Source organism: Citrobacter freundii complex sp. CFNIH2, assembly GCF_002880615.1.
Taxonomy (GTDB): domain Bacteria; phylum Pseudomonadota; class Gammaproteobacteria; order Enterobacterales; family Enterobacteriaceae; genus Citrobacter_A; species Citrobacter_A amalonaticus_F.
Genome location: NZ_CP025757.1, coordinates 3,544,753 through 3,571,202, shown reverse-complemented (window position 1 = coordinate 3,571,202; position 26,450 = coordinate 3,544,753). Strand labels below are relative to the sequence as shown.

29 protein-coding genes, 3 tRNA genes and 4 rRNA genes are annotated in these 26,450 nt (G+C 52.2%); 25 read left to right on the top strand and 11 right to left on the bottom strand.

The window, feature by feature from the left end:
- Positions 1-3 precede the first annotated feature (3 nt).
- The 11 genes from rplO (at position 4) to arfA (ending at position 6,115) form a co-directional block, all read left to right on the top strand.
- The gene (rplO, locus tag WM46_RS17450) at positions 4-438 is read left to right on the top strand and encodes a 50S ribosomal protein L15 (protein WP_001238917.1); all 435 of its coding nucleotides are present in this window, start codon (positions 4-6) and stop codon (positions 436-438) included.
- A gap of 7 nt (positions 439-445) precedes the next feature.
- Positions 446-1,777: a preprotein translocase subunit SecY gene (gene secY / locus WM46_RS17445; protein WP_001118864.1), complete on the top strand. Its 1,332-nt coding sequence runs from the start codon at positions 446-448 to the stop codon at positions 1,775-1,777.
- A 31-nt stretch (positions 1,778-1,808) separates the two neighbouring features.
- The gene (rpmJ, locus tag WM46_RS17440) at positions 1,809-1,925 is read left to right on the top strand and encodes a 50S ribosomal protein L36 (RefSeq protein WP_000868187.1); all 117 of its coding nucleotides are present in this window, start codon (positions 1,809-1,811) and stop codon (positions 1,923-1,925) included.
- Between the two features lie 146 nt (positions 1,926-2,071).
- Complete coding sequence (gene rpsM, locus WM46_RS17435; RefSeq protein WP_012908431.1) at positions 2,072-2,428, top strand: 30S ribosomal protein S13; 357 nt, start codon at positions 2,072-2,074, stop codon at positions 2,426-2,428.
- 16 nt (positions 2,429-2,444) lie between these two features.
- Positions 2,445-2,834 (top strand): 30S ribosomal protein S11, encoded by a 390-nt coding sequence (gene rpsK / locus WM46_RS17430; protein WP_001029684.1) that lies wholly within the window; start codon positions 2,445-2,447, stop codon positions 2,832-2,834.
- A gap of 33 nt (positions 2,835-2,867) precedes the next feature.
- Positions 2,868-3,488, top strand: a complete 621-nt coding sequence (gene rpsD / locus WM46_RS17425) for a 30S ribosomal protein S4 (protein WP_000135226.1) — start codon at positions 2,868-2,870, stop codon at positions 3,486-3,488.
- A gap of 25 nt (positions 3,489-3,513) precedes the next feature.
- A complete protein-coding gene (locus WM46_RS17420; protein WP_001162094.1) occupies positions 3,514-4,503 on the top strand; it encodes a DNA-directed RNA polymerase subunit alpha in 990 nt (329 codons plus the stop codon).
- 40 nt (positions 4,504-4,543) lie between these two features.
- Positions 4,544-4,930 (top strand): 50S ribosomal protein L17, encoded by a 387-nt coding sequence (gene rplQ / locus WM46_RS17415; protein WP_001216372.1) that lies wholly within the window; start codon positions 4,544-4,546, stop codon positions 4,928-4,930.
- 106 nt (positions 4,931-5,036) lie between these two features.
- A complete protein-coding gene (locus tag WM46_RS17410; RefSeq protein WP_102602912.1) occupies positions 5,037-5,405 on the top strand; it encodes a DUF1992 domain-containing protein in 369 nt (122 codons plus the stop codon).
- 10 nt (positions 5,406-5,415) lie between these two features.
- Positions 5,416-5,841: a Zn(2+)-responsive transcriptional regulator gene (zntR, locus tag WM46_RS17405; protein ID WP_102602911.1), complete on the top strand. Its 426-nt coding sequence runs from the start codon at positions 5,416-5,418 to the stop codon at positions 5,839-5,841.
- 55 nt (positions 5,842-5,896) lie between these two features.
- Positions 5,897-6,115 (top strand): alternative ribosome-rescue factor ArfA, encoded by a 219-nt coding sequence (gene arfA / locus WM46_RS17400; RefSeq protein ID WP_102602910.1) that lies wholly within the window; start codon positions 5,897-5,899, stop codon positions 6,113-6,115.
- Here arfA and mscL read toward each other — a convergent pair.
- The 5 genes from mscL to def all read right to left on the bottom strand — a co-directional run bounded on the left by mscL (position 6,112) and on the right by def (position 10,875).
- Positions 6,112-6,522: a large-conductance mechanosensitive channel protein MscL gene (gene mscL / locus WM46_RS17395; protein ID WP_042326268.1), complete on the bottom strand. Its 411-nt coding sequence runs from the start codon at positions 6,520-6,522 to the stop codon at positions 6,112-6,114. The two genes, arfA and mscL, sit on opposite strands and share 4 nt — an antisense overlap.
- Before the next feature lie 141 nt (positions 6,523-6,663).
- Positions 6,664-8,040 (bottom strand): Trk system potassium transporter TrkA, encoded by a 1,377-nt coding sequence (trkA, locus tag WM46_RS17390; RefSeq protein WP_012908437.1) that lies wholly within the window; start codon positions 8,038-8,040, stop codon positions 6,664-6,666.
- A gap of 21 nt (positions 8,041-8,061) precedes the next feature.
- The gene (gene rsmB / locus WM46_RS17385; RefSeq protein WP_102603850.1) at positions 8,062-9,351 is read right to left on the bottom strand and encodes a 16S rRNA (cytosine(967)-C(5))-methyltransferase RsmB; all 1,290 of its coding nucleotides are present in this window, start codon (positions 9,349-9,351) and stop codon (positions 8,062-8,064) included.
- 52 nt (positions 9,352-9,403) lie between these two features.
- Positions 9,404-10,351: a methionyl-tRNA formyltransferase gene (fmt, locus tag WM46_RS17380; RefSeq protein WP_102602909.1), complete on the bottom strand. Its 948-nt coding sequence runs from the start codon at positions 10,349-10,351 to the stop codon at positions 9,404-9,406.
- 14 nt (positions 10,352-10,365) lie between these two features.
- Positions 10,366-10,875 (bottom strand): peptide deformylase, encoded by a 510-nt coding sequence (gene def, locus WM46_RS17375; RefSeq protein ID WP_042326273.1) that lies wholly within the window; start codon positions 10,873-10,875, stop codon positions 10,366-10,368.
- Positions 10,876-11,004: 129 nt separating this feature from the next.
- Here def and dprA point away from each other — a divergent pair, with 129 nt between their 5' ends.
- Genes dprA through WM46_RS17345 form a run of 6 tightly spaced genes read left to right on the top strand, consistent with a single transcriptional unit; the run spans position 11,005 to position 14,797 of the window.
- A complete protein-coding gene (dprA, locus tag WM46_RS17370) occupies positions 11,005-12,129 on the top strand; it encodes a DNA-protecting protein DprA (protein WP_102602908.1) in 1,125 nt (374 codons plus the stop codon).
- A complete protein-coding gene (gene smg, locus WM46_RS17365; protein ID WP_012908442.1) occupies positions 12,101-12,574 on the top strand; it encodes a DUF494 family protein Smg in 474 nt (157 codons plus the stop codon). Before dprA ends, smg begins: the two co-directional genes overlap by 29 nt.
- A gap of 26 nt (positions 12,575-12,600) precedes the next feature.
- Positions 12,601-13,155 (top strand): type I DNA topoisomerase, encoded by a 555-nt coding sequence (locus tag WM46_RS17360; RefSeq protein ID WP_102602907.1) that lies wholly within the window; start codon positions 12,601-12,603, stop codon positions 13,153-13,155.
- The gene (gene tsaC, locus WM46_RS17355; protein ID WP_061076126.1) at positions 13,148-13,720 is read left to right on the top strand and encodes an L-threonylcarbamoyladenylate synthase type 1 TsaC; all 573 of its coding nucleotides are present in this window, start codon (positions 13,148-13,150) and stop codon (positions 13,718-13,720) included. Before WM46_RS17360 ends, tsaC begins: the two co-directional genes overlap by 8 nt.
- A gap of 4 nt (positions 13,721-13,724) precedes the next feature.
- Positions 13,725-14,543 (top strand): shikimate dehydrogenase, encoded by an 819-nt coding sequence (gene aroE / locus WM46_RS17350; protein WP_102603849.1) that lies wholly within the window; start codon positions 13,725-13,727, stop codon positions 14,541-14,543.
- Positions 14,540-14,797: a DUF1488 domain-containing protein gene (locus tag WM46_RS17345; RefSeq protein ID WP_102602906.1), complete on the top strand. Its 258-nt coding sequence runs from the start codon at positions 14,540-14,542 to the stop codon at positions 14,795-14,797. Before aroE ends, WM46_RS17345 begins: the two co-directional genes overlap by 4 nt.
- Here the strand turns inward: WM46_RS17345 and WM46_RS17340 are convergent.
- A complete protein-coding gene (locus WM46_RS17340) occupies positions 14,773-15,327 on the bottom strand; it encodes a gamma carbonic anhydrase family protein (RefSeq protein ID WP_042998365.1) in 555 nt (184 codons plus the stop codon). The two genes, WM46_RS17345 and WM46_RS17340, sit on opposite strands and share 25 nt — an antisense overlap.
- Positions 15,328-15,353: 26 nt before the next feature.
- On the opposite strand from WM46_RS17340, the gene WM46_RS26410 reads away from it, so the two are divergent.
- The 8 genes from WM46_RS26410 (at position 15,354) to rrf (WM46_RS17305) (ending at position 21,325) form a co-directional block, all read left to right on the top strand.
- The gene (locus tag WM46_RS26410; RefSeq protein ID WP_187394397.1) at positions 15,354-15,521 is read left to right on the top strand and encodes a hypothetical protein; all 168 of its coding nucleotides are present in this window, start codon (positions 15,354-15,356) and stop codon (positions 15,519-15,521) included.
- Between the two features lie 277 nt (positions 15,522-15,798).
- Positions 15,799-17,340: ribosomal RNA gene (locus tag WM46_RS17335) — 16S ribosomal RNA — on the top strand.
- Positions 17,341-17,409: 69 nt separating this feature from the next.
- Positions 17,410-17,486 (top strand) — tRNA-Ile (locus WM46_RS17330).
- Between the two features lie 114 nt (positions 17,487-17,600).
- Positions 17,601-17,676: transfer RNA gene (locus tag WM46_RS17325), tRNA-Ala, on the top strand.
- A 182-nt stretch (positions 17,677-17,858) separates the two neighbouring features.
- A 23S ribosomal RNA gene (locus WM46_RS17320) occupies positions 17,859-20,765 on the top strand.
- A gap of 198 nt (positions 20,766-20,963) precedes the next feature.
- A 5S ribosomal RNA gene (rrf, locus tag WM46_RS17315) occupies positions 20,964-21,079 on the top strand.
- A 14-nt stretch (positions 21,080-21,093) separates the two neighbouring features.
- Positions 21,094-21,169, top strand: a tRNA-Thr gene (locus tag WM46_RS17310).
- 40 nt (positions 21,170-21,209) lie between these two features.
- Positions 21,210-21,325: ribosomal RNA gene (gene rrf / locus WM46_RS17305) — 5S ribosomal RNA — on the top strand.
- Together the 16S, 23S and 5S rRNA genes with 3 tRNA genes alongside form the textbook arrangement of a ribosomal RNA operon.
- 142 nt (positions 21,326-21,467) lie before the next feature.
- Here the strand turns inward: rrf (WM46_RS17305) and WM46_RS17300 are convergent.
- From WM46_RS17300 to WM46_RS17280, 5 genes are all read right to left on the bottom strand, one after another.
- A complete protein-coding gene (locus WM46_RS17300) occupies positions 21,468-22,226 on the bottom strand; it encodes an amino acid ABC transporter ATP-binding protein (RefSeq protein ID WP_042324914.1) in 759 nt (252 codons plus the stop codon).
- A gap of 7 nt (positions 22,227-22,233) precedes the next feature.
- Positions 22,234-23,337 carry an amino acid ABC transporter permease gene (locus WM46_RS17295; protein WP_061076129.1) on the bottom strand — a complete coding sequence of 368 codons (1,104 nt, stop codon included), beginning with the start codon at positions 23,335-23,337 and terminating at the stop codon, positions 22,234-22,236.
- 9 nt (positions 23,338-23,346) lie between these two features.
- Positions 23,347-24,528, bottom strand: a complete 1,182-nt coding sequence (locus tag WM46_RS17290) for an amino acid ABC transporter permease (RefSeq protein ID WP_102602905.1) — start codon at positions 24,526-24,528, stop codon at positions 23,347-23,349.
- Positions 24,529-24,597: 69 nt separating this feature from the next.
- Complete coding sequence (locus tag WM46_RS17285; RefSeq protein WP_102602904.1) at positions 24,598-25,623, bottom strand: amino acid ABC transporter substrate-binding protein; 1,026 nt, start codon at positions 25,621-25,623, stop codon at positions 24,598-24,600.
- Positions 25,624-26,048: 425 nt separating this feature from the next.
- Positions 26,049-26,270 carry a membrane protein gene (locus WM46_RS17280; RefSeq protein WP_000825639.1) on the bottom strand — a complete coding sequence of 74 codons (222 nt, stop codon included), beginning with the start codon at positions 26,268-26,270 and terminating at the stop codon, positions 26,049-26,051.
- Positions 26,271-26,450: the final 180 nt, after the last annotated feature.

Here is a 26,450-nt window from a genome sequence, read left to right as displayed (position 1 = left end):
GAGATGCGTTTAAATACTCTGTCTCCGGCCGAAGGCTCCAAAAAGGCGGGTAAACGCCTGGGTCGTGGTATCGGTTCTGGCCTCGGTAAAACCGGTGGTCGTGGTCACAAAGGTCAGAAGTCTCGTTCTGGCGGTGGCGTACGTCGCGGTTTCGAGGGCGGCCAGATGCCTCTGTATCGTCGTCTGCCGAAATTCGGCTTCACTTCTCGTAAAGCAGCGATTACAGCCGAAGTTCGTCTGTCTGACCTGGCTAAAGTAGAAGGCGGTGTTGTAGACCTGAACACGCTGAAAGCGGCTAACATTATCGGTATCCAGATCGAGTTCGCGAAAGTGATCCTGGCTGGTGAAGTCACTACTCCGGTAACTGTTCGTGGTCTGCGTGTTACTAAAGGCGCTCGTGCTGCTATCGAAGCTGCTGGCGGTAAAATCGAGGAATAAGTAGCAGATGGCTAAACAACCGGGATTAGATTTTCAAAGCGCCAAAGGTGGCTTAGGCGAGCTGAAACGCAGACTGCTGTTTGTTATCGGTGCGCTTATCGTGTTCCGTATTGGCTCTTTCATTCCGATCCCTGGTATTGATGCCGCTGTACTTGCCAAACTGCTTGAGCAACAGCGAGGCACCATCATTGAAATGTTTAACATGTTCTCTGGTGGTGCTCTCAGCCGTGCTTCTATCTTTGCCCTGGGTATTATGCCGTACATTTCGGCATCAATTATTATCCAGCTGCTGACGGTGGTTCACCCAACGCTGGCAGAAATTAAGAAAGAAGGGGAGTCTGGTCGTCGTAAGATCAGCCAGTACACCCGCTACGGTACTCTGGTGCTGGCGATATTCCAGTCGATCGGTATTGCTACCGGTCTGCCGAATATGCCTGGTATGCAAGGCCTGGTTATGAACCCGGGCTTTGCATTCTACTTCACCGCTGTTGTCAGTCTGGTCACAGGGACGATGTTCCTGATGTGGTTGGGCGAACAGATTACTGAACGTGGTATCGGTAACGGTATCTCGATCATTATCTTCGCCGGTATTGTCGCGGGACTCCCGCCAGCCATTGCCCATACTATCGAGCAAGCGCGTCAAGGCGACCTGCACTTCCTCGTGTTGCTGTTGGTTGCAGTATTAGTATTTGCAGTGACGTTCTTTGTTGTATTTGTTGAGCGTGGTCAACGCCGCATTGTGGTAAACTACGCCAAACGTCAGCAAGGTCGTCGTGTCTATGCTGCACAGAGCACACATTTACCGCTGAAAGTGAATATGGCGGGGGTAATCCCGGCAATCTTCGCTTCCAGTATTATTCTGTTCCCGGCAACCATCGCGTCATGGTTCGGGGGCGGTACTGGTTGGAACTGGCTGACAACAATTTCGCTGTATTTGCAGCCTGGGCAACCGCTTTATGTGTTACTCTATGCGTCTGCAATCATCTTCTTCTGTTTCTTCTACACGGCGTTGGTCTTCAACCCGCGTGAAACAGCAGATAACCTGAAGAAGTCCGGTGCATTTGTACCAGGAATTCGTCCGGGAGAGCAAACGGCGAAGTATATCGATAAAGTAATGACCCGCCTGACTTTGGTCGGTGCGCTTTACATTACCTTTATCTGCCTGATCCCGGAGTTCATGCGTGATGCAATGAAAGTACCGTTCTACTTCGGTGGGACCTCACTGCTTATCGTTGTTGTCGTGATTATGGACTTTATGGCTCAAGTGCAAACTCTGATGATGTCTAGTCAGTACGAGTCTGCATTGAAGAAGGCGAACCTGAAAGGCTACGGCCGATAATTGGTCGCCCGAGAAGTTACGGAGAGTAAAAATGAAAGTTCGTGCTTCCGTCAAGAAATTATGCCGTAACTGCAAAATCGTTAAGCGTGATGGTGTCATCCGTGTGATTTGCAGTGCCGAGCCGAAGCATAAACAGCGCCAAGGCTGATTTATTCGCATATTTTTCTTGCAAAGTTGGGTTGAGCTGGCTAGATTAGCCAGCCAATCTTTTGTATGTCTGTACGTTTCCATTTGAGTATCCTGAAAACGGGCTTTTCAGCATGGTGCGTACATATTAAATAGTAGGAGTGCATAGTGGCCCGTATAGCAGGCATTAACATTCCTGATCAAAAACATGCAGTGATCGCGTTAACGTCGATCTACGGCATCGGTAAGACCCGTTCTAAAGCCATCCTGGCTGCAGCGGGTATCGCTGAAAATGTTAAGATCAGTGAGCTGTCTGAAGGACAAATCGACACGCTGCGTGACGAAGTTGCCAAATTTGTCGTTGAAGGTGATCTGCGCCGTGAAATCAGCATGAGCATCAAGCGCCTGATGGATCTTGGTTGCTATCGCGGTTTGCGTCATCGTCGTGGTCTGCCAGTGCGCGGTCAGCGTACTAAGACCAACGCACGTACCCGTAAGGGTCCGCGCAAACCGATCAAGAAATAATCGGGGTGATTGAATAATGGCAAAGGCACCAATTCGTGCACGTAAACGTGTAAGAAAACAAGTCTCTGACGGCGTGGCTCATATCCATGCTTCTTTCAACAACACCATCGTGACTATCACTGATCGTCAGGGTAACGCGCTGGGTTGGGCAACAGCCGGTGGTTCCGGTTTCCGTGGTTCTCGCAAATCTACTCCGTTCGCAGCTCAGGTTGCAGCAGAGCGTTGCGCTGACGCCGTAAAAGAATACGGTATCAAGAATCTGGAAGTTATGGTTAAAGGTCCGGGTCCAGGCCGCGAATCTACTATTCGTGCTCTGAACGCCGCTGGTTTCCGCATCACTAATATTACTGATGTGACTCCGATCCCTCATAACGGTTGTCGTCCGCCGAAAAAACGCCGCGTATAACGCTTCGTTTTCCAGGTTTGTTGGAGAAAGAAAATGGCAAGATATTTGGGTCCTAAGCTCAAGCTGAGCCGTCGTGAGGGCACCGACTTATTCCTTAAGTCTGGCGTTCGCGCGATCGATACCAAGTGTAAAATTGAACAAGCTCCTGGCCAGCACGGTGCGCGTAAACCGCGTCTGTCTGACTATGGTGTGCAGTTGCGTGAAAAGCAAAAAGTTCGCCGTATCTACGGTGTGCTGGAGCGTCAGTTCCGTAACTACTACAAAGAAGCAGCACGTCTGAAAGGCAACACCGGTGAAAACCTGTTGGCTCTGCTGGAAGGTCGTCTGGACAACGTTGTATACCGTATGGGCTTCGGCGCCACTCGTGCAGAAGCACGTCAGCTGGTTAGCCATAAAGCGATTATGGTAAACGGTCGTGTTGTTAACATCGCTTCTTATCAGGTTAGTCCGAATGACGTTGTTAGCATTCGTGAGAAAGCGAAGAAGCAGTCTCGCGTGAAAGCCGCTCTGGAGCTGGCTGAGCAGCGTGAAAAGCCAACCTGGCTGGAAGTTGATGCTGGCAAGATGGAAGGTACGTACAAGCGTAAGCCTGAGCGTTCTGATCTGTCTGCGGACATTAACGAACACCTGATCGTCGAGCTTTACTCCAAGTAAAGCTTAGTACCAAAGAGAGGACACAATGCAGGGTTCTGTGACAGAGTTTCTAAAACCGCGCCTGGTAGATATCGAGCAAGTGAGTTCGACGCACGCCAAGGTGACCCTTGAGCCTTTAGAGCGTGGCTTCGGCCATACTCTGGGTAACGCACTGCGCCGTATTCTGCTCTCATCGATGCCGGGTTGCGCGGTGACCGAGGTTGAGATTGATGGTGTACTACATGAGTACAGCACCAAAGAAGGCGTTCAGGAAGATATCCTGGAAATCCTGCTCAACCTGAAAGGGCTGGCGGTGAGAGTTCAGGGTAAAGATGAAGTTATTCTTACCTTGAATAAATCTGGCATTGGCCCTGTGACTGCAGCCGACATTACCCATGACGGGGATGTCGAAATCGTCAAGCCGCAGCACGTGATCTGCCACCTGACCGATGAGAACGCGTCTATTAGCATGCGTATCAAAGTTCAGCGCGGTCGTGGTTATGTGCCGGCTTCTACCCGAATTCATTCGGAAGAAGATGAGCGCCCAATCGGCCGTCTGCTGGTCGACGCATGCTACAGCCCTGTAGAGCGTATTGCCTACAATGTTGAAGCAGCGCGTGTAGAACAGCGTACCGACCTGGACAAGCTGGTCATCGAAATGGAAACCAACGGCACAATCGATCCTGAAGAGGCGATTCGTCGTGCGGCGACCATTCTGGCTGAACAACTGGAAGCTTTCGTTGACTTACGTGATGTACGTCAGCCGGAAGTGAAAGAAGAGAAACCAGAATTCGATCCGATCCTGCTGCGCCCTGTTGACGATCTGGAATTGACTGTCCGCTCTGCTAACTGCCTTAAAGCAGAAGCTATCCACTATATCGGTGATCTGGTACAGCGTACTGAGGTTGAGCTTCTTAAGACGCCTAACCTTGGTAAAAAATCTCTTACTGAGATTAAAGACGTGCTGGCTTCCCGTGGACTGTCTCTGGGCATGCGCCTGGAAAACTGGCCACCGGCAAGCATCGCTGACGAGTAACCGGATCACAGGTTAAGGTTTTACTGAGAAGGATAAGGTCATGCGCCATCGTAAGAGTGGTCGTCAACTGAACCGCAACAGCAGCCATCGCCAGGCTATGTTCCGCAACATGGCAGGTTCACTGGTTCGTCATGAGATCATCAAGACGACCCTGCCTAAAGCGAAAGAGCTGCGTCGCGTAGTTGAGCCGCTGATTACTCTTGCCAAGACTGATAGCGTAGCTAATCGTCGTCTGGCATTCGCCCGCACTCGTGATAACGAGATCGTGGCAAAACTGTTTAACGAGCTGGGCCCGCGTTTTGCGAGCCGCGCCGGTGGTTACACTCGCATTCTGAAGTGTGGCTTCCGTGCAGGCGACAACGCGCCGATGGCATACATCGAGCTGGTTGATCGCTCTGAGTCGAAAGCAGAAGCTGCTGCAGAGTAATCTGTAGTAACGTAAAAAAACCCGCCCCGGCGGGTTTTTTTATATCCGCAGCACCCCCACTTATCTACAATATCTGTACTCTTTTTGTTCATCCCCTGGAGTCATTATGTGGTTACTGGACCAGTGGGCAGAGCGTCATATCATTGATGCACAAAGAAAAGGCGAATTCGAAGATCTTAGCGGCGCTGGCGAACCGTTGGTGCTGGAAGATGATTCACATGTGCCTGTTGAGCTACGTGCCGGTTATCGTTTACTGAAGAACGCAGGCTGTCTGCCGCCCGAACTGGAGCAGCGAAAAGAAGCCATCCAGTTGTTGGATCTGCTGAAAGGCCTTAGGCAGGATGATCCGCAGTATCTGGAAGTGAGTCGGCGTTTGTCACTGCTGGAACTGAAGCTGCGGCAGGCCGGTCTAAGCACGGAATTTTTACGCGGTGAGTATGCCGATAAGCTGCTGCATAAAATTAACGACAATTAATGGAGTGGACATGTATCGCATTGGTGAGTTAGCAAAGCTGGCGGAAGTGACCCCTGATACGATCCGCTACTATGAAAAACAGCAGATGATGGAGCATGAGGTGCGCACAGAAGGTGGTTTCCGGTTGTATACGGGAAAGGATCTTCAGCGGCTTAAATTCATCCGCTATGCCCGACAGCTCGGATTTACCCTTGAGTCGATCCGTGAATTGTTGTCGATCCGTATCGATCCCGAACATCACACCTGCCAGGAATCCAAAGGGATCGTGCAGGACAGGCTGAAAGAAGTCGAAGCGCGCATTGCCGAACTGCAAAGTATGCAGCGTTCATTGCAGCGTCTGAACGATGCCTGTTGTGGCACAGCGCATAGCAGTGTGTACTGCTCAATCCTGGAAGCTCTGGAACAAGGAGCCAGTGGAGTGAAGTCGGGCTGTTGATTTATCAGACAGGTGGGACTACACTCCCGCCGTTAAACTACAAACTGGAGCTATTATGAGTCGTTATCAGCATACGAAAGGGCAGATAAAGGACAATGCCATTGAGGCATTATTACATGACCCGCTATTCAGACAGCGTGTTGAAAAGAATAAGAAAGGGAAAGGGAGTTATTTACGTAAAGGCAAACACGGTAGCCGGGGTAACTGGGAGGCCAGTGGCAAGAAAGTGAATCACTTTTTTACCACTGGCCTTCTGCTTTCTGCCGTCTGTTAAGAACGATTATTCTGTTCTTTCAGCAGGTCGCGGATCTCAGTAAGCAAGACTTCTTCTTTCGTCGGTGCAGGTGCAGCCGCCGGCTCTTCTTTCTTACGATTGAGTTTGTTAATGAGCTTAATTGCCATGAAAATAGCAAATGCCACAATCACAAAGTCGAAGATGTTCTGAATAAACACGCCATAATGCATCACAACGGCCGGGATATCTCCCTGCGCATCGCGCAACGTGACGGCAAACTGCTTAAAATCGATCCCACCAATTAACAAACCCAGCGGCGGCATAATGATATCGGCAACCAGTGACGATACAATTTTACCGAACGCCGCACCGATAATGACACCCACCGCCAAATCGACAACATTCCCGCGCATCGCGAATTCGCGAAACTCTTTAATAATGCTCATTATATTCTCCCTATGCAGCTGACGTTAATAAGTTTAACAAATGTTAAGGCATTTGCCATTTAAGTATTGAGATTAACCGTATGAATTAAGCCTTGATAAATCAGGGGATTAAAAAGGGTGCGAATAATGCACCCTTCAATGTTAAAGGAAGAAAGGACTTGGCTGGAATAAGCGTTCGACGTCGGTAATAAACTTTTTATCCGTCAGGAACATAATGACGTGATCGCCTTGTTCGATACGTAAATTGTCATTGGCAATCATCACATCGTTGCCACGCACTACTGCACCAATAATCGTGCCTGGCGGCAGTTTTATCTCGTCGATGACCCGGCCGACAACGCGTGAGGTACTTTCATCGCCGTGAGCGACGGCTTCAATCGCTTCCGCGACGCCACGGCGTAATGAAGATACGCCAACGATGTCCGCTTTTCGCACATGGCTAAGGAGAGCCGAGATGGTTGCTTGCTGGGGGGAGATCGCAATATCGATCACGCTACCCTGGACAAGATCGACATAAGCGCGGCGTTGGATCAGCACCATCACCTTTTTCGCCCCCATTCGCTTAGCCAACATCGCTGACATGATGTTAGCTTCATCGTCGTTCGTAACGGCAATAAACAGATCGACCTGATCGATATGCTCTTCGGCCAGCAATTCTTGATCCGAGGCGTCGCCAAAGAAGACGATCGTATTCTGCAGTTTTTCGGCCAACTCGGCAGCGCGCTGTTGATCGCGTTCGATCAATTTCACGCTGTAATCTTTTTCCAGACGACGCGCCAGACCTGCCCCGATGTTCCCGCCGCCAACCAGCATAATGCGCTTGTAAGGTTTTTCGAGGCGCTGCAGTTCGCTCATCACCGCACGAATGTGCTGGGAAGCGGCAATAAAGAAGACTTCGTCACCCGCTTCGACAATGGTGGAGCCCTGTGGGCGGATTGGTCTGTCGTGACGGAAAATCGCCGCAACGCGGGTATCGATATGCGGCATATGCTCCCGCATCGTTGAGAGCGCGTTCCCGATCAGTGGGCCACCGTAATAGGCTTTTACTACCGCAAGGCTCACTTTACCTTCTGCGAAATTGACGACCTGTAACGCGCCTGGATATTCGATCAATCGGTAAATGCTGTCGATGACCAGCTGCTCGGGCGCGATCAGGTGATCGATAGGCACGGCTTCTGAGTGGAACAGCTTGTCCGCATCACGGACATAATCAGGAGAGCGGATACGGGCGATTCTGTTCGGCGTGTTGAACAGCGAATAGGCCACCTGGCAGGCAACCATGTTCGTTTCATCGGAACTGGTCACGGCAACCAGCATATCTGCATCATCCGCGCCGGCTTCGCGCAACACGCGTGGGTGCGAGCCATGTCCCTGAACGACACGCAGATCGAACTTATCCTGCAGGCTGCGCAGGCGTTCACCGTTAGTATCCACCACAGTGATGTCGTTGTTCTCGCCGACCAGGTTCTCTGCCAGCGTTCCACCCACCTGTCCTGCGCCCAGAATGATTATTTTCATCAGTCGTGACCCGTTATCCCATCACTTTTTGATTAGCTTAGCGTAAAAGAAGCCATCACCGTCTTCTGCACCCGGCAGATTTTGCAGACCCGGCATGTCGGGTGTGCCTGTCTCGCTCAGCATGGCATCCGCCGTACGCTGCAAGAAGGCGTGAACTTGCTGACTGTTCTCTTCCGGCAGCACGGAACAGGTGGCATAGACCAGCGTGCCGCCGGATTTCAGATGCGGCCAGACGGCATCAAGAATTTCAGCCTGTAGCTTTGCCAGTTCGGCAATATCGCGATCGCGGCGGAGCCATTTGATATCCGGGTGACGACGGATAACCCCGGTTGCAGAGCAGGGGGCATCTAACAGGATGCGATCAAACTGCTGCTCGCCGCACCATTGTGCAGGGAAACGCCCGTCACCCTGCTTAACCGTTGCTTTCATCCCGAGACGTTTCAGGTTGTCATAAACGCGGGAGAGGCGCTGTTCATCCACATCAACTGCCAGCACGTTTGCTTCGGGAGCTGCTTCGAGAATGTGGGTGGTTTTACCGCCTGGTGCTGCACACAGATCTAAAATGTGCTCGCCGTTTTGCGGAGCAAGGAAGGTTACGCACCCCTGAGCAGAGGCGTCCTGAACGGTGACCCATCCTTCCTCGAACCCCGGAAGCGCATGGACCGGTGCTGGTGTTTCCAGACGGACGGCATCAGGATAGTCTGGATGGGGGAAACCGTTCATCCCGGCATCTTCGAGCAGCGCCAGCCAGCTGTCGCGCGTATGGTGTGTGCGATTCACGCGTAGCCACATCGGGGGGCGCTGATTGTTGGCATCGACAATGGCTTCCCATTGCGTGGGATACGCCTTTTGCAGGCGTTTCAGTAGCCAGCCAGGGTGCAGAAAACGCGCGTCGCTGCTGGCGAATTCTGCGAGCAGTTCTTCCTGCTGACGCTGGAACTGACGCAGAACTCCGTTTATCAGCCCTTTAAGCTGCGGGCGCTTTATCGCCACGGCGCCTTCGACCGTTTCCGCCAGCGCTGCATGTGGAGGAATACGGGTATGCAGTAATTGATAGAATCCCACCATAATCAGGTAGTGCACGGTGCGCTGTTTTCCCGTCATCGGGCGGGACATCAGTTTGTTGATCAACCAGTCGAGTTGCGACAGCGTGCGCAAAACCCCAAAACAGAGTTCCTGAAGCAGCGCTTTGTCTTTATCGGAGACTTTTTGTTGTAGCGGCGGCAGGACATTGCTCAGTGAATGCCCTTGCTCGACGACCTGTTCAACGGCCTGCGCCGCCATACTGCGTAAGTTAAATTTCTTATTCATAACCGCAAAAATAAAAAGGCCCGGCAACACCGGGCGTTATCAGAAGTGGCCGTCAGACCAGACGGTTGCCAGGAATGAACCATTCCCGACGTGAATTCAGAAGATCCTGGGCGCTCATCGCTTTTTTCCCGGCGGGTTGCAATGAGAGTAGGTTCAGGACTCCGTTGCCGGTCGCGACCTGAATGCCTTGTTTCGTGGCGTCAAGGATGGTTCCCGGTTCTGCCTGCGTCGGCGTCTCTATCACGGATGCCTGCCAGACTTTCACCGGCTGGCCGTCAATTTCCAGCCAGCTCATTGGCCAGGGATTGAATGCGCGAATGCAACGTTCCAGTTGTGCCGCAGAAAGCGACCAGTCGATGCGCGCTTCTTCTTTACTGAGCTTTTCTGCGTGGGTGACTAGCGCTTCATCCTGCACTTGTGGATTTGCACGGCCCTCAGCTAACTGCTTCAGCGTTTCAATCAGCCCTTGCGGACCAAGATCTGCCAGCTTGTCGTACAGCGTGCCGCTGGTGTCTTGCGCGGTGATAGGACAGGCGAGTTTGTAGAGCATATCGCCCGTATCCAGACCGACGTCCATCTGCATAATGGTGACGCCCGTTTCAGCATCGCCCGCCCAGAGTGAACGTTGAATAGGGGCCGCACCACGCCAGCGGGGCAGCAGGGAGCCGTGGACGTTAATACAGCCGAGACGCGGCATATCCAGCACGGCCTTCGGCAGAATCAGACCATACGCTACGACGACCATAACATCTGCGTTCAGGTCAGACACCAGGTGCTGGTTTTCCTGCGGGCGCAAGGAGACGGGTTGGAAAACCGGAATGCCTTTTTCTTCGGCCAGGACTTTCACCGGGCCTGGCATCAGTTTTTTCCCCCGACCTGCCGGGCGGTCAGGTTGGGTAAACACACCGACAACGTGATGTCCAGAAGACAACAGCGCGTCAAGATGACGCGCTGCAAAGTCAGGTGTACCCGCAAAAATAATACGTAGTGAGTCTGACACGTTGATTCTTGTCCTTAAGCTCGTGCGTTCAGGCGGTCGAGTTTCTCAACTTTCTGACGAATACGTTGCTGCTTCAGCGGTGACAAATAATCGATAAACAGTTTACCGACCAGGTGATCCATCTCGTGCTGAATACAGATAGCCAGCAGGCCGTCGGCTTCCAGTTCAAACGGTTTACCTTCGCGATCGAGCGCGCGAACTTTCACTTTCTCAGCACGCGGCACTAAAGCACGTTGTTCCGGAATAGACAGACAACCTTCTTCAATACCGGTCTCGCCTTCTTTTTCCAGCAGTTCCGGGTTAATTAACACCAGGCGTTCGTCACGATTTTCCGACACGTCAATGACGATAATCCGCTGATGAATATCAACCTGCGTTGCTGCGAGGCCAATACCTTCTTCTGCGTACATCGTCTCGAACATATCATCGACGATACGCTGAATTTCTGCATTCACTTCTTCTACCGGCTTTGCGACTTTGCGAAGGCGCTCGTCCGGAATATGTAACACTTGCAAAACTGACATAGTTATCCAGAGTTGTGTTCAGGAGTTGGAAAGATTATTACCTCTATTCTAGACAAATCCCCCTCTGATTGACAGCATCAGTGACCAATCGCAAAGATTGCTAAGACTGCTTGTGGCAGGGGGACAAGGATGACCCGTACCGAAATTTGGTTACGTTTAATGGCTGTGAATGAGTTGTTTGGCGATGAGATGGTGCAAGTCGCTCACGGACTGATATCACACCCGGATATTGATATTGCCGCACTGCGACGTGCGGGCCTTTCCCCTTCCCAGGCCACGCGCTTTTTGACCTTTCCGGAAAAAGAACTGGAAAAGACCCTTCGCTGGCTTGAGTCGCCGCACCATGACTTATTGCTGGCAGACAGTGATGATTATCCTGCGCAGCTTCGCGCCATTGAAGATTATCCCGGCGCGGTTTTTGTCGTTGGCTCCCCGCAATGTCTCCATGATTTTCAACTCGCCGTCGTGGGAAGCCGAACGCCGTCATGGTATGGCGAACGGTGGGGGCAGTTGTTTTGTGAGAAACTGGCCAGTTGGGAAATCACCATTACCAGCGGTCTGGCACGAGGTATTGATGGCATCGCCCATCGGGCGGCGATCCAGTCAAAGGGGAAAAGCATTGCCGTATTAGGAAACGGCCTGCAATCCATCTATCCCCGCCGACATGCCGGGATGGCCGATGCGTTGCTGGAAACGGGAGGCGCGCTGGTGTCCGAATTCCCGCTGATGATGGCCCCTTTACCGCGCAACTTTCCCCGTCGGAACCGTATCATTAGCGGCTTGAGCAAAGGGGTTCTGGTGATTGAGGCGGCATTACGCAGTGGCTCGCTGGTCACCGCGCGCTGTGCCTTGGAGCAAGGACGAGAGGTGTTCGCCATACCCGGCCCCCTCGGCAGCCCTGGAAGCGAAGGGCCACACTGGCTGGTGAAGCAGGGCGCCACCCTTGTGACGGCCCCGGAGGAAATCATGGAAAATTTGCAGTACGGCTTGCATTGGCTGCCAGATGAGCCTGAAAAATCACTTTATTCATCAGATCAGGAAGGCGCAGCATTGCCATTTCCCGAGCTCCTGGCTAACGTAGGAGATGAGGTAACACCTGTTGACGTCGTCGCTGAACGTGCCGGCCAACCTGTGCCAGAGGTAGTGGCTCAGCTACTCGAACTGGAGTTAGCAGGATGGATCGCAGTTGTACCCGGCGGCTATGTCCGATTGAGGAGGGCATGCCATGTTCGACGTACTAATGTATTTGTTTGAGACATATATCCACAATGAAGCTGAATTACGTGTGGATCAGGACAAACTTGAACGGGATCTTACCGACGCTGGTTTTGATCGTGAAGACATCTACAACGCGCTCCTGTGGCTGGAAAAGCTTGCTGACTACCAGGAAGGTCTTGCCGAGCCGATGCAGCTCGCCTCCGATCCTCTCTCTGTGCGTATCTATACTCCAGAAGAGTGTGACCGACTGGATGCCAGTTGCCGGGGATTCCTGTTATTCCTTGAGCAGATTCAGGTGCTAAACCTCGAAACGCGAGAAATGGTGATTGAACGTGTGCTTGCGCTGGATACCGCAGAATTCGACCTGGAAGACCTGAAGTGGGTCATCCTGATGGTTTTGTTCAACATTCCGGGTTGTGAAAATGCATATCAGCAAATGGAAGAATTACTCTTTGAAGTGAATGAAGGTATGCTGCATTAATCAACTTTAATTCAGCATGAGTTGTTATGGCTAAATCAGCACTGTTTTCGGTGCGTAAAAATGAGCCCTGTCCACAGTGCGGGGCTGAACTGGTGATTCGCTCCGGGAAACACGGTCCGTTTCTTGGTTGCTCGCACTATCCGGAATGTGACTATATCCGTCCGTTGAAATCCTCAGCGGACGGACATATCGTCAAAGTTCTGGAGGGGAAACATTGCCCTGACTGCGGCGCTGAGCTGGTGTTGCGCCAGGGGCGTTTTGGCATGTTTATCGGCTGCAGCAACTATCCGGAATGTGAGCATACCGAGCTCATTGATAAACCTGATGAAACCGCAATTACCTGCCCTCAATGCCAGACGGGCCATCTGGTCCAGCGGCGTTCCCGTTATGGCAAAACCTTCCACTCCTGCGATCGCTATCCGGAGTGCCAGTTTGTCATTAACTTCAAACCGATAGCCGGAGAGTGTCCTGAGTGCCACTATCCGCTACTCATCGAAAAGAAAACCGCGCAGGGTGTGAAGCACTTTTGCGCCAGTAAACAATGTGGAAAGCCGGTTTCGGCGGAACAAACAAGTGAATAATAACCTGCCAACAGACCCTATCGCTGACGCAATAGAGGTACTGAATAAAGAGAATGTCATCGCCTATCCAACAGAAGCCGTCTTTGGCGTCGGGTGCGATCCCGACAGCGAAGTGGCCGTAAATCGTCTGTTGGCCTTAAAACAGCGTCCGGTCGATAAAGGGTTAATTTTGATCGCCGCCAGTTTTGAGCAGCTCAAGCCGTATATTAACGACAGTATGCTGACCGATGCCCAGCGTGATGCCGTGTTTGCACGCTGGCCTGGTCCGGTGACCTTTGTTTTCCCCGCGCCGGCGACGACGCCTCGTTGGTTGACGGGGCGTTTTGATTCATTGGCGGTGCGCGTGACGGATCATCCGCTGGTGGTCGCCTTGTGCCAGGCTTATGGCAAACCGTTGGTTTCAACCAGCGCTAACCTGAGTGGATTACCCCCTTGCCGTACGGTTGAGGAAGTCCGCGCACAGTTTGGTACAGACTTCCCGGTGGTATCAGGAGAAACCGGCGGTCGCTTGAATCCTTCGGAAATCCGTGATGCCCTGACGGGCGAGCTGTTTCGACAGGGGTAAGATGATGGAAACCTATGCTGTTTTTGGTAATCCAATCGCGCACAGCAAATCGCCGTTTATTCATCAGCAATTTGCGCAGCAGTTGCAGATTGCGCATCCGTATGGCCGTGTGCTGGCGCCTGTTAATGATTTCATCAACACGCTGAACGCGTTCTTTGCCGATGGCGGTAAAGGAGTGAACGTCACGGTGCCGTTTAAAGAAGAAGCATTTGCCCGCGCTGATGAACTCACGGAGCGGGCTGCGTTGGCCGGTGCGGTGAATACGATCAAGCGGCTCGATGATGGTCGCTTGCTTGGTGATAATACGGATGGCATCGGTCTGCTAAGCGATCTTGAACGTCTGTCATTTATCCGGCCGGGGCAGCGTATCCTGCTGATTGGCGCGGGTGGCGCTTCGCGTGGCGTACTGTTACCACTGCTTTCTATGGATTGCGGGGTGACTATCGTCAACCGAACGGCATCCCGTGCGGAAGAACTGGCACAGGTTTTTGCACATACCGGCAGCGTGCAGGCGTTGGGTATGGATGAGCTGGAAGGACATGAGTTTGATCTGATCATTAATGCCACCTCCAGCGGCATCAGTGGTGAGATCCCGGCGATCCCGGCATCGCTCATTCGTCCGTCCGTATGTTGTTACGACATGTTCTACCAAAAGGGCAATACGCCGTTTCTCTCCTGGTGTGAACGTCAGGGCGCGAAACGTTATGCCGACGGCCTGGGGATGCTGGTGGGGCAAGCGGCTCATGCCGTTCTGCTCTGGCACGGCGTGTTGCCGGAAATTGAACCGGTGATTGCGCGCCTCAAGCAGGAGCTGTCCGCATGAATCAGGCCATTCTGTTTCCAGACCGGGAAGAGTGGGACGCGCAGAAAAAAGCGGTCTGCTTTCCCGCGTTGGTTAATGGTATGCAGTTAATGTGCGCGATTAAGGGAGAAACGCTGGCAAATCGCTTTGGTGGTGAAACGGCGGAACAATGGTTAGCTCACTTTTGCGAACATCGCTGGGATCTGGAAGAAGAAGCGGAAGCGCTGATCCAGTCCCAGCAAGAAGACGTTCATGGTTGGGTTTGGTTACCCTGAGCGAGATACTCGTCTTTCCATTTCACATAATTTCTGGCGGAGTATTGCAAACCCGCTTTCTCCTCCTCTGTTAGCGGCCGGATCTGTTTGACCGGGCTCCCTAAGTAGAGATAGCCGCTCTCCAGGCGTTTGTTTTGCGGCACCAGGCTTCCCGCCCCGATCATTACGTCATCTTCTATCACCGCGCCATCCAGCAGAATCGATCCCATACCGACCAGGACCCGGTTGCCAATGATGCAGCCGTGCAACATCACTTTATGCCCGACTGTCACATCTTCTCCCACAATGAGCGGGTTGCCATCCGGGTTGGAGGCGGATTTGTGCGTGACGTGCAACACGCTGCCATCCTGAATATTCGTACGCGCCCCGATCGCAACGTAATTCACATCGCCACGGATCGCGACAAGTGGCCAGATCCCCACATCGTCCGCCAGGCGAACATCGCCAATGATCACACTGCTGCTGTCGAGCATCACCCGTTGGCCGATCTGTGGGAAAAGATCCTTATAAGGACGTAATACGTCAGACATGTTTACCTCAAGGAAAGAGAACAGTAATGATGACTTTGGTTGCATTTCTGGCCTTGCGCAAGTGCTTTAGCTATCAAAAATCCGCCAAATTGCGCATGAATGGAGCGAAAGGGATGAAAAAGCAGCAAACGGAAAAAAAGATCCAAAAAAGGCTTGTGCAAAAAAATGGGATCCCTATAATGCGCCTCCGTTGAGACGACAAAGTGAAATGCTTCACAAGATGGTCGTCACAGCGAAGAGAAAAATCCTGAAAATCAGGGTTGACTCTGAAAGAGGAAAGCGTAATATACGCCACCTCGCGACAGAACGCTAAAGCGCGTCGCAACTGCTCTTTAACAATTTATCAGACAATCTGTGTGGGCACTCAGAGTGACATGGATTCTTAACGTCCTCGGACGATAAATGAATACCAAGTCTCAAAGAGTGAACACGTAATTCATTACGACGTTTAATTCTAAGAGCATCAAACTTAAATTGAAGAGTTTGATCATGGCTCAGATTGAACGCTGGCGGCAGGCCTAACACATGCAAGTCGAACGGTAACAGGAAGCAGCTTGCTGCTTTGCTGACGAGTGGCGGACGGGTGAGTAATGTCTGGGAAACTGCCCGATGGAGGGGGATAACTACTGGAAACGGTAGCTAATACCGCATAATGTCGCAAGACCAAAGAGGGGGACCTTCGGGCCTCTTGCCATCGGATGTGCCCAGATGGGATTAGCTTGTTGGTGAGGTAACGGCTCACCAAGGCGACGATCCCTAGCTGGTCTGAGAGGATGACCAGCCACACTGGAACTGAGACACGGTCCAGACTCCTACGGGAGGCAGCAGTGGGGAATATTGCACAATGGGCGCAAGCCTGATGCAGCCATGCCGCGTGTATGAAGAAGGCCTTCGGGTTGTAAAGTACTTTCAGCGGGGAGGAAGGCATTGTGGTTAATAACCACAGTGATTGACGTTACCCGCAGAAGAAGCACCGGCTAACTCCGTGCCAGCAGCCGCGGTAATACGGAGGGTGCAAGCGTTAATCGGAATTACTGGGCGTAAAGCGCACGCAGGCGGTCTGTCAAGTCGGATGTGAAATCCCCGGGCTCAACCTGGGAACTGCATTCGAAACTGGCAGGCTTGAGTCTCGTAGAGGGGGGTAGAATTCCAGGTGTAGCGGTGAAATGCGTAGAGATCTGGAGGAATACCGGTGGCGAAGGCGGCCCCCTGGACGAAGACTGACGCTCAGGTGCGAAAGCGTGGGGAGCAAACAGGATTAGATACCCTGGTAGTCCACGCCGTAAACGATGTCTATTTGGAGGTTGTGCCCTTGAGGCGTGGCTTCCGGAGCTAACGCGTTAAATAGACCGCCTGGGGAGTACGGCCGCAAGGTTAAAACTCAAATGAATTGACGGGGGCCCGCACAAGCGGTGGAGCATGTGGTTTAATTCGATGCAACGCGAAGAACCTTACCTGGTCTTGACATCCACAGAACTTTCCAGAGATGGATTGGTGCCTTCGGGAACTGTGAGACAGGTGCTGCATGGCTGTCGTCAGCTCGTGTTGTGAAATGTTGGGTTAAGTCCCGCAACGAGCGCAACCCTTATCCTTTGTTGCCAGCGGTCCGGCCGGGAACTCAAAGGAGACTGCCAGTGATAAACTGGAGGAAGGTGGGGATGACGTCAAGTCATCATGGCCCTTACGACCAGGGCTACACACGTGCTACAATGGCATATACAAAGAGAAGCGACCTCGCGAGAGCAAGCGGACCTCATAAAGTATGTCGTAGTCCGGATTGGAGTCTGCAACTCGACTCCATGAAGTCGGAATCGCTAGTAATCGTGGATCAGAATGCCACGGTGAATACGTTCCCGGGCCTTGTACACACCGCCCGTCACACCATGGGAGTGGGTTGCAAAAGAAGTAGGTAGCTTAACCTTCGGGAGGGCGCTTACCACTTTGTGATTCATGACTGGGGTGAAGTCGTAACAAGGTAACCGTAGGGGAACCTGCGGTTGGATCACCTCCTTACCTGAAAGAACCTGCCTTTGCAGTGCCCACACAGATTGTCTGATGAAAAACGAGCAGTAAAACCTCTACAGGCTTGTAGCTCAGGTGGTTAGAGCGCACCCCTGATAAGGGTGAGGTCGGTGGTTCAAGTCCACTCAGGCCTACCAGATTTTCCCTGAATACTGCGTTGTGAAACGACTCGCATACTTTAAGTATGCTTCGCCATTCCACGCCTTGTCTCAGGAAAAATTATCGGTACAGAGGTTCTGACTACACTGTATGGGGCTATAGCTCAGCTGGGAGAGCGCCTGCTTTGCACGCAGGAGGTCTGCGGTTCGATCCCGCATAGCTCCACCATACTGTAGAACGTAATCAAGAAAACTTCAGAGTGAACCTGAAAAGGTGCACTGCGAAGTTTTGCTCTTTAAAAATCTGGATCAAGCTGAAAATTGAAACGACACATCTTTATTGGTGTGTTCGAGTCTCTCAAATTTTCGCAATCACGATGATGAATCGGAAGAAACATCTTCGGGTTGTGAGGTTAAGCGACTAAGCGTACACGGTGGATGCCCTGGCAGTCAGAGGCGATGAAGGACGTGCTAATCTGCGAAAAGCGCCGGTAAGGTGATATGAACCGCTATAGCCGGCGATGTCCGAATGGGGAAACCCAGTGCAATTCGTTGCACTATCGTTAACTGAATACATAGGTTAACGAGGCGAACCGGGGGAACTGAAACATCTAAGTACCCCGAGGAAAAGAAATCAACCGAGATTCCCCCAGTAGCGGCGAGCGAACGGGGAGCAGCCCAGAGCCTGAATCAGCATGTGTGGTAGTGGAACGGTCTGGAAAGGCCGGCGATACAGGGTGACAGCCCCGTACACAAAACTGCATGTGTTGTGAGCTCGATGAGTAGGGCGGGACACGTGGTATCCTGTCTGAATATGGGGGGACCATCCTCCAAGGCTAAATACTCCTGACTGACCGATAGTGAACCAGTACCGTGAGGGAAAGGCGAAAAGAACCCCGGCGAGGGGAGTGAAAAAGAACCTGAAACCGTGTACGTACAAGCAGTGGGAGCCTCTTTAATGGGGTGACTGCGTACCTTTTGTATAATGGGTCAGCGACTTATATTCTGTAGCAAGGTTAACCGAATAGGGGAGCCGAAGGGAAACCGAGTCTTAACTGGGCGTTAAGTTGCAGGGTATAGACCCGAAACCCGGTGATCTAGCCATGGGCAGGTTGAAGGTTGGGTAACACTAACTGGAGGACCGAACCGACTAATGTTGAAAAATTAGCGGATGACTTGTGGCTGGGGGTGAAAGGCCAATCAAACCGGGAGATAGCTGGTTCTCCCCGAAAGCTATTTAGGTAGCGCCTCGTGAATTCATCTCCGGGGGTAGAGCACTGTTTCGGCTAGGGGGTCATCCCGACTTACCAACCCGATGCAAACTGCGAATACCGGAGAATGTTATCACGGGAGACACACGGCGGGTGCTAACGTCCGTCGTGAAGAGGGAAACAACCCAGACCGCCAGCTAAGGTCCCAAAGTCATGGTTAAGTGGGAAACGATGTGGGAAGGCTCAGACAGCCAGGATGTTGGCTTAGAAGCAGCCATCATTTAAAGAAAGCGTAATAGCTCACTGGTCGAGTCGGCCTGCGCGGAAGATGTAACGGGGCTAAACCATGCACCGAAGCTGCGGCAGCGACACTAAGTGTTGTTGGGTAGGGGAGCGTTCTGTAAGCCTGTGAAGGTGTGCTGTGAGGCATGCTGGAGGTATCAGAAGTGCGAATGCTGACATAAGTAACGATAAAGCGGGTGAAAAGCCCGCTCGCCGGAAGACCAAGGGTTCCTGTCCAACGTTAATCGGGGCAGGGTGAGTCGACCCCTAAGGCGAGGCCGAAAGGCGTAGTCGATGGGAAACAGGTTAATATTCCTGTACCAGGTGTTACTGCGAAGGGGGGACGGAGAAGGCTATGTTGGCCGGGCGACGGTTGTCCCGGTTTAAGCGTGTAGGTGTGTGTTCCAGGTAAATCCGGTTCACTTTAACACTGAGGCGTGATGACGAGGCACTACGGTGCTGAAGCAACAAATGCCCTGCTTCCAGGAAAAGCCTCTAAGCATCAGGTAACATCAGATCGTACCCCAAACCGACACAGGTGGTCAGGTAGAGAATACCAAGGCGCTTGAGAGAACTCGGGTGAAGGAACTAGGCAAAATGGTGCCGTAACTTCGGGAGAAGGCACGCTGATACGTAGGTGAAGCGATTTACTCGTGGAGCTGAAATCAGTCGAAGATACCAGCTGGCTGCAACTGTTTATTAAAAACACAGCACTGTGCAAACACGAAAGTGGACGTATACGGTGTGACGCCTGCCCGGTGCCGGAAGGTTAATTGATGGGGTTATCCTCGCGGAGAAGCTCTTGATCGAAGCCCCGGTAAACGGCGGCCGTAACTATAACGGTCCTAAGGTAGCGAAATTCCTTGTCGGGTAAGTTCCGACCTGCACGAATGGCGTAATGATGGCCAGGCTGTCTCCACCCGAGACTCAGTGAAATTGAACTCGCTGTGAAGATGCAGTGTACCCGCGGCAAGACGGAAAGACCCCGTGAACCTTTACTATAGCTTGACACTGAACACTGGTCCTTGATGTGTAGGATAGGTGGGAGGCTTTGAAGCGCGGACGCCAGTTCGTGTGGAGCCAACCTTGAAATACCACCCTTTAATGGCTGGTGTTCTAACGTAGGCCCGTGATCCGGGTTGCGGACAGTGTCTGGTGGGTAGTTTGACTGGGGCGGTCTCCTCCTAAAGAGTAACGGAGGAGCACGAAGGTTAGCTAATCCTGGTCGGACATCAGGAGGTTAGTGCAAAGGCATAAGCTAGCTTGACTGCGAGCGTGACGGCGCGAGCAGGTGCGAAAGCAGGTCTTAGTGATCCGGTGGTTCTGAATGGAAGGGCCATCGCTCAACGGATAAAAGGTACTCCGGGGATAACAGGCTGATACCGCCCAAGAGTTCATATCGACGGCGGTGTTTGGCACCTCGATGTCGGCTCATCACATCCTGGGGCTGAAGTAGGTCCCAAGGGTATGGCTGTTCGCCATTTAAAGTGGTACGCGAGCTGGGTTTAGAACGTCGTGAGACAGTTCGGTCCCTATCTGCCGTGGGCGCTGGAGAATTGAGGGGGGCTGCTCCTAGTACGAGAGGACCGGAGTGGACGCATCACTGGTGTTCGGGTTGTCATGCCAATGGCACTGCCCGGTAGCTAAATGCGGAAGAGATAAGTGCTGAAAGCATCTAAGCACGAAACTTGCCCCGAGATGAGTTCTCCCTGACCCTTTAAGGGTCCTGAAGGAACGTTGAAGACGACGACGTTGATAGGCCGGGTGTGTAAGCGCAGCGATGCGTTGAGCTAACCGGTACTAATGAACCGTGAGGCTTAACCTTACAACGCCGAAGATGTTTTGGCGGAATAGAGAGAATTTTCAGTTTGATACCGGATTGTAGTGCGCAATAGTTTGCGCAGCGGCAGGGCGGCAAATGAAGTGACGGAAGGAGCATACATGAGTATGTGACTGACGTTCACGAATGCAGCCAGCGCAGCTGATGCGATAAAATATTGCGTACTGAGCACAAAAGAATTTGCCTGGCGGCTGTAGCGCGGTGGTCCCACCTGACCCCATGCCGAACTCAGAAGTGAAACGCCGTAGCGCCGATGGTAGTGTGGGGTCTCCCCATGCGAGAGTAGGGAACTGCCAGGCATCAAATTTAGCGTGCTGATATGGCTCAGTTGGTAGAGCGCACCCTTGGTAAGGGTGAGGTCCCCAGTTCGACTCTGGGTATCAGCACCACTTAATTAGGTTAAAGTTCGGCACAGTAGAAAAGAATTTGTCTGGCGGCTGTAGCGCGGTGGTCCCACCTGACCCCATGCCGAACTCAGAAGTGAAACGCCGTAGCGCCGATGGTAGTGTGGGGTCTCCCCATGTGAGAGTAGGGAACTGCCAGACATCAAATAAAACAAAAGGCTCAGTCGAAAGACTGGGCCTTTTGTTTTTCCTGAACGACAGACCTGATCTGGGCCGCCATCAGGCGGGGTTGGGCACAGAAAAGCAAAAAGCCATCCGTCAGGATGGCTTTTTTGCATTCTGCTTAGTGTATTACCTGCGATAAAAACGCACGAGTACGTTCTGATTTAGGATGTGCAAAAAACTCATCCGGCGGGGCCTGCTCAACAATTTCCCCACGATCCATAAAGATCACCCTGTCTGCCACCGTCCTGGCAAATCCCATCTCATGTGTGACGCAAAGCATTGTCATTCCTGATTGCGCCAGGCCAATCATCGTATCCAGTACCTCTTTCACCATTTCGGGATCCAGCGCCGACGTGGGCTCATCAAACAGCATAATTTTGGGTTTCATACATAGCGAGCGGGCAATAGCCACGCGTTGTTGCTGTCCTCCGGAGATCTGCCCTGGAAATTTATGCGCGTGCTCCGCAATACGCACGCGTTCCAGGTAGTGCATTCCCAGCGCCTCGGCTTCTTTTACCGGCATCTTACGCACCCAAATCGGCGCCAGCGTACAGTTTTGCAGAACCGTCAGATGAGGAAAGAGATTGAAATGCTGGAACACCATGCCGACTTCCTGCCGGACGCGCTCGATATTGCGGATGTCCTCATTCAACTCAATGCCATCGACAATGATTCGTCCCTGCTGATGTTCTTCCAGATGGTTAATACAGCGAATGGTGGTTGATTTTCCCGAACCTGAAGGCCCACATAACACAATGCGTTCCCCTTGTTTTACGCGCAGGTTGATATCCTTAAGAACATGAAACTGTCCGTACCACTTATTGACGTTTTCCAGCGTAATCATCGCGTCGGCAGGTTGTATTAATAATTGGCTCATAGAATCCTCAGTGCGGTGTACGCCCGGTGTTAAAGCGCTTTTCCAGATGCTGGCTATAGCGCGACATGCTGAAACAAAAAATCCAGTAAATCAGAGCAGCGAAGACATAGCCTTCTGTCGACATACCCAGCCAGGCTGGGTCAACCGTCGCTTGCTGCACGCTGCTGAACAGATCGAACAAGCCGATGATGATGACCAAACTGGTATCCTTAAACAGGGCGATAATGGTGTTCACCAGCCCAGGGATCACCAGCTTCAGGGCCTGAGGAAGAATGACCAGCCCCTGGGTTTTCCAGTAGCCCAACGCCAGCGACTCTGCTGCTTCGTATTGCCCTTTCGGTAATGCCTGTAGCCCCCCACGAACGACTTCCGCGACGTAGGCCGACTGGAAGAGGATCACGCCAACCAGCGCCCGAATAAGCTTATCGATGCTGGTTCCTTCTGACATAAACAGCGGCAGCATGACCGAAGACATAAACAGTACGGTGATCAGCGGTACGCCACGCCAGAACTCGATAAAAATGACGGATAAGATCCGCACGACGGGCATATGAGAGCGACGTCCCAGTGCCAGCAAAATTCCTAATGGCAGTGCCCCCGCGATCCCGACGGATGCGATGATTAAGGTTAACGTCAGCCCGCCCCATTGGCGCGTTTCAACGCGATCCAGACCAAGAAAACCGCCATACAACAGGAACCAGACAATGATCGGGTAGATGACAGCCCAGGCAGCGATATAGCGCCCGCGCCGCGGCAATGCTTTCCAGAACATCGGCACAATGGAAGCCAACCCAATGATCAACGCCAGATTGATACGCCAGCGCTGGTCATGCGGGTACAAGCCATACATGAACTGTCCAAAACGTTCGTGAATGAACACCCAGCAGGCGCCAGCTTTGGTACAGTCTGCACGGGTGGAGCCCACCCAGTTGGCCTGCAGGAACGCCCAGTTCAACAAAGGGGGAATCAACTCCCACATCAGCCACAGACAGAACAGCGTCAGCAGGCTGTTTGACCAACTGGAAAAGAGATTTTTGCGTACCCATACGATCGAACGACCAGGACCGTTACTGGCCGGGCGCATGGGATGAGACAGCAATGCTTTTGTCATCATGATTCCTTAGCGCTCAATGAGGGCGATTCGTCGGTTATAGATGTTCATCAACAGCGAGATGCTCAGGCTGATGATCAGGTACACCGACATCGTGATGGCGATCGTTTCGATAGCCTGTCCTGTCTGATTAAGTACCGTACCGGCGAACAGCGATACCATGTCGGGATAGCCAATGGCGGCGGCCAGCGATGAGTTTTTCACAATATTCAGATACTGGCTGGTCAGCGGTGGAATAATGACGCGAAGTGCCTGAGGAATAATGACCTGGCGAAGGGTCACGGTATTGGGTAACCCCAGAGAACGGGCGGCTTCATGCTGACCGTAGGGGACAGCCTGAATGCCTGCCCGGATGATTTCGGCAATAAACGCCGAGGTATATACCGATAACGCCAGCGTCAGGGCCGCCAGTTCAGGAATGAGCACCATTCCGCCACGGAAGTTGAAGCCGCGTAGTTGCGGGATATCCCAGTGCAGCGCCGCGCCAAAAAGCCAGTGCGCGATGAGCGGCAATAGCACAATCAGACTTAATGCGGTAGGCCAGGTTCTGCGAAGTTGTCCCGTTTTCATCTGATGCATTTTATTGAAGCGGAACAGACCCACGGATAGCACAATGGCAATCACTGCCGAGAGCACGAAAGCGAGTACGCCTTCCCCTAACTGCGGAGACGGGATATAGAGTCCCCGATTACTCAGAAAGACCATATCCAGCGCGCTCGCGGCCTGACGTGGGCCGGGTAAATTGCGCAGAACCGCGAAGTACCAGAAAAAGATTTGCAGCAGGGGCGGGATATTACGAAAGGTCTCAATATAAACCGTCGAGAGTTTACGCAGTAGCCAGTTATCTGAAAGACGCGCCAGTCCGAGAAAGAAGCCGATAAATGACGCGAAGACAATACACAATGCGGAAACCAGCAGCGTATTAAGCAAGCCCACCACAAAAACACGTCCGTACGTGTCACCCTGCTGATAGTCGATCAGGTGCTGGACGATGCCAAACCCAGCGCTACGGTCGAGAAAGGCAAAGCCCGAGGTAATGCCGCGACTGCTTAGATTATTAATCGTGTTATGAATGAGATAGATAGCAACTGCAACGACCGCAAGAATGGCGAGGATCTGGAACAGCCAGGCGCGGACCGCAGGGTTTGAAAAGGAGAGTGACCCTTTTACACTTGAGCGGCGATGGAACATAGGAAAGCCTCGGTAACCATAACTCTGAACTGAGCGCCGCCTGTGCGGCGCTCGTTACATCACAACGACTTAACGCACCGGCGGTGCGTATTGAATGCCGCCGTTATTCCAGAGATTGTTCTGTCCACGTTTGATCTTCAGCGGGCTTTCCGATCCGACGTTGCGTTCAAAGATCTCCGCATAGTTACCCACCTGCTTGATGATGTTGTAAGCCCATTTATTGTCGAGCTTCAGATCTTTACCGTAGTCGCCTTCTTTGCCCAGCAGGTGTGCCATATCCGGTGTTGCCGGGTTCGCCGCTTTCTCATCGACGTTCTTCGACGTCACGCCCATCTCTTCGGCATTCAACATGGCAAACAGCGTCCAACGCACAATAGAGAACCATTCGTCGTCGCCGCGACGAACAACCGGCCCCAGCGGCTCTTTCGAGATGACCTCTGGCAGCACAAGCCATTCAGCCGGGTTGCTGAGTTTGATGCGCAGGGCATACAGTTGGGACTGGTCAGAGGCGAGGGTATCGCAACGTCCGGATTCCAGCGCTTTTGCCGACTCATCTGAACGGTCAAAAGTCACCGGGGTGTATTTCATGTTGTTGGCTTTAAAATAATCCGCCACGTTCAGTTCCGTATCTGTTCCCGCCTGAATACAAACGGTAGCGCCATCTAACTCTTTCGCGCTTTTCAGACCCGCTTTGTTGTGAGTCAGGAAGCCAATGCCGTCGTAATAGGTGAAGCCAGTGAAGGACATACCCATTCCGGCATCACGCGAGGAGGTCCAGGTCGTATTACGGGAGAGAAGATCGACTTCGCCAGACTGTAATGCGGTGAAGCGTTCTTTTGCGGTGAGTGGGGTATATTTTACTTTTGTATCATCTCCCAGGACGGCGGCGGCAACGCCACGGCAAACATCCACATCTATCCCGGAGAATTTCCCGTCCGCGTCAGCGTAAGAAAAACCGGGAAGACCGTCACTGATACCGCATTGTACGAACCCTTTCTTTTTTACCGCATCCAGCGTGGTTCCTGCATGTGCCTGATTGGCAACCGCAAGCAGCACGCCGGCCGCAGCCAGTGTGGCTATCATCATCTTTTTCATAATGCATCCTGTGTGGCAAAGAAATTATTGTTATAGAGAGACGTTCTGCAACGTCTTTAACCTGTCTGTGGCATTGGCCATACTCTTCTAAGCAAAGGTAATGCCAGGTTTTGCGCGTGAATATCCGACGCAATAAGCAGAGTGTAGACAGGAAAAAATAAATGCAGCGCCCTGAAATGGTGCGAAATTGAAACGTAAGCCACATTTTGGAGCAAAATATTTAAAATAATGCGCGCAAAATGAAATAACGATTTCGGGCGTGAATATCGAGGGCGTGAGTATTGAAAGATAAATGAGAAACGAGAAAGGGCTGGACGTTATTGATTATTAAAATGTATTAGCTAACGTATTTTTCAACACGTTGAATGATATGAAAAACAGTGTTCTTAGGCTAAGAGCGCGGCAAGTACCGCGCTCTGAGAATGTTATTTTGACAGCGCGATGATCCCCATCGTCAGGCCTGCAACCGCTGCGGCCCCGCCAGCAATGGCGCCTGCGGTTTCCCAGTTATCCTGGGTCGTCCCTTTCATACAGGTATTGGTATGAACGAGACGTCCTTGATCATCATAAACCGGAACGCAGGGTGAATCGTGTGCACAGCCCGCCAGCAATGCCGTGAGCAATGCTACTGGAATTAATCTTTTCATGGTGTTACCTCAACAATAAGCGTTCCGCTAAATGCAGCAACAGAGAATGCTGACCCTTTGCGAATACGGAACGAATTTTACCACCGCTTAAAAAAAGATTGGCATATGGAATAATCTCAATTCATGTGGATTGTAAAAATAATGAAGGAGAGAATTGAGTATTACGCAGAGCAAATGACT

Coding starts and splice junctions, on each gene's coding strand:
- WM46_RS17280 (WP_000825639.1), bottom strand. CDS start 26,270: ATGAAAAGATTAATTCCAGTAGCATTGCTCACGGCATTGCTGGCGGGC.
- zntR (WP_102602911.1), top strand. CDS start 5,416: ATGTATCGCATTGGTGAGTTAGCAAAGCTGGCGGAAGTGACCCCTGAT.
- rsmB (WP_102603850.1), bottom strand. CDS start 9,351: ATGAATAAGAAATTTAACTTACGCAGTATGGCGGCGCAGGCCGTTGAA.
- WM46_RS26410 (WP_187394397.1), top strand. CDS start 15,354: ATGATGACTTTGGTTGCATTTCTGGCCTTGCGCAAGTGCTTTAGCTAT.
- arfA (WP_102602910.1), top strand. CDS start 5,897: ATGAGTCGTTATCAGCATACGAAAGGGCAGATAAAGGACAATGCCATT.
- def (WP_042326273.1), bottom strand. CDS start 10,875: ATGTCAGTTTTGCAAGTGTTACATATTCCGGACGAGCGCCTTCGCAAA.
- WM46_RS17360 (WP_102602907.1), top strand. CDS start 12,601: ATGGCTAAATCAGCACTGTTTTCGGTGCGTAAAAATGAGCCCTGTCCA.
- rplO (WP_001238917.1), top strand. CDS start 4: ATGCGTTTAAATACTCTGTCTCCGGCCGAAGGCTCCAAAAAGGCGGGT.
- secY (WP_001118864.1), top strand. CDS start 446: ATGGCTAAACAACCGGGATTAGATTTTCAAAGCGCCAAAGGTGGCTTA.
- WM46_RS17295 (WP_061076129.1), bottom strand. CDS start 23,337: ATGACAAAAGCATTGCTGTCTCATCCCATGCGCCCGGCCAGTAACGGT.
- mscL (WP_042326268.1), bottom strand. CDS start 6,522: ATGAGCATTATTAAAGAGTTTCGCGAATTCGCGATGCGCGGGAATGTT.
- rplQ (WP_001216372.1), top strand. CDS start 4,544: ATGCGCCATCGTAAGAGTGGTCGTCAACTGAACCGCAACAGCAGCCAT.
- dprA (WP_102602908.1), top strand. CDS start 11,005: ATGACCCGTACCGAAATTTGGTTACGTTTAATGGCTGTGAATGAGTTG.
- rpsK (WP_001029684.1), top strand. CDS start 2,445: ATGGCAAAGGCACCAATTCGTGCACGTAAACGTGTAAGAAAACAAGTC.
- trkA (WP_012908437.1), bottom strand. CDS start 8,040: ATGAAAATAATCATTCTGGGCGCAGGACAGGTGGGTGGAACGCTGGCA.
- WM46_RS17300 (WP_042324914.1), bottom strand. CDS start 22,226: ATGAGCCAATTATTAATACAACCTGCCGACGCGATGATTACGCTGGAA.
- WM46_RS17340 (WP_042998365.1), bottom strand. CDS start 15,327: ATGTCTGACGTATTACGTCCTTATAAGGATCTTTTCCCACAGATCGGC.
- aroE (WP_102603849.1), top strand. CDS start 13,725: ATGGAAACCTATGCTGTTTTTGGTAATCCAATCGCGCACAGCAAATCG.
- WM46_RS17290 (WP_102602905.1), bottom strand. CDS start 24,528: ATGTTCCATCGCCGCTCAAGTGTAAAAGGGTCACTCTCCTTTTCAAAC.
- WM46_RS17285 (WP_102602904.1), bottom strand. CDS start 25,623: ATGAAAAAGATGATGATAGCCACACTGGCTGCGGCCGGCGTGCTGCTT.
- rpsD (WP_000135226.1), top strand. CDS start 2,868: ATGGCAAGATATTTGGGTCCTAAGCTCAAGCTGAGCCGTCGTGAGGGC.
- WM46_RS17345 (WP_102602906.1), top strand. CDS start 14,540: ATGAATCAGGCCATTCTGTTTCCAGACCGGGAAGAGTGGGACGCGCAG.
- WM46_RS17410 (WP_102602912.1), top strand. CDS start 5,037: ATGTGGTTACTGGACCAGTGGGCAGAGCGTCATATCATTGATGCACAA.
- rpmJ (WP_000868187.1), top strand. CDS start 1,809: ATGAAAGTTCGTGCTTCCGTCAAGAAATTATGCCGTAACTGCAAAATC.
- WM46_RS17420 (WP_001162094.1), top strand. CDS start 3,514: ATGCAGGGTTCTGTGACAGAGTTTCTAAAACCGCGCCTGGTAGATATC.
- smg (WP_012908442.1), top strand. CDS start 12,101: ATGTTCGACGTACTAATGTATTTGTTTGAGACATATATCCACAATGAA.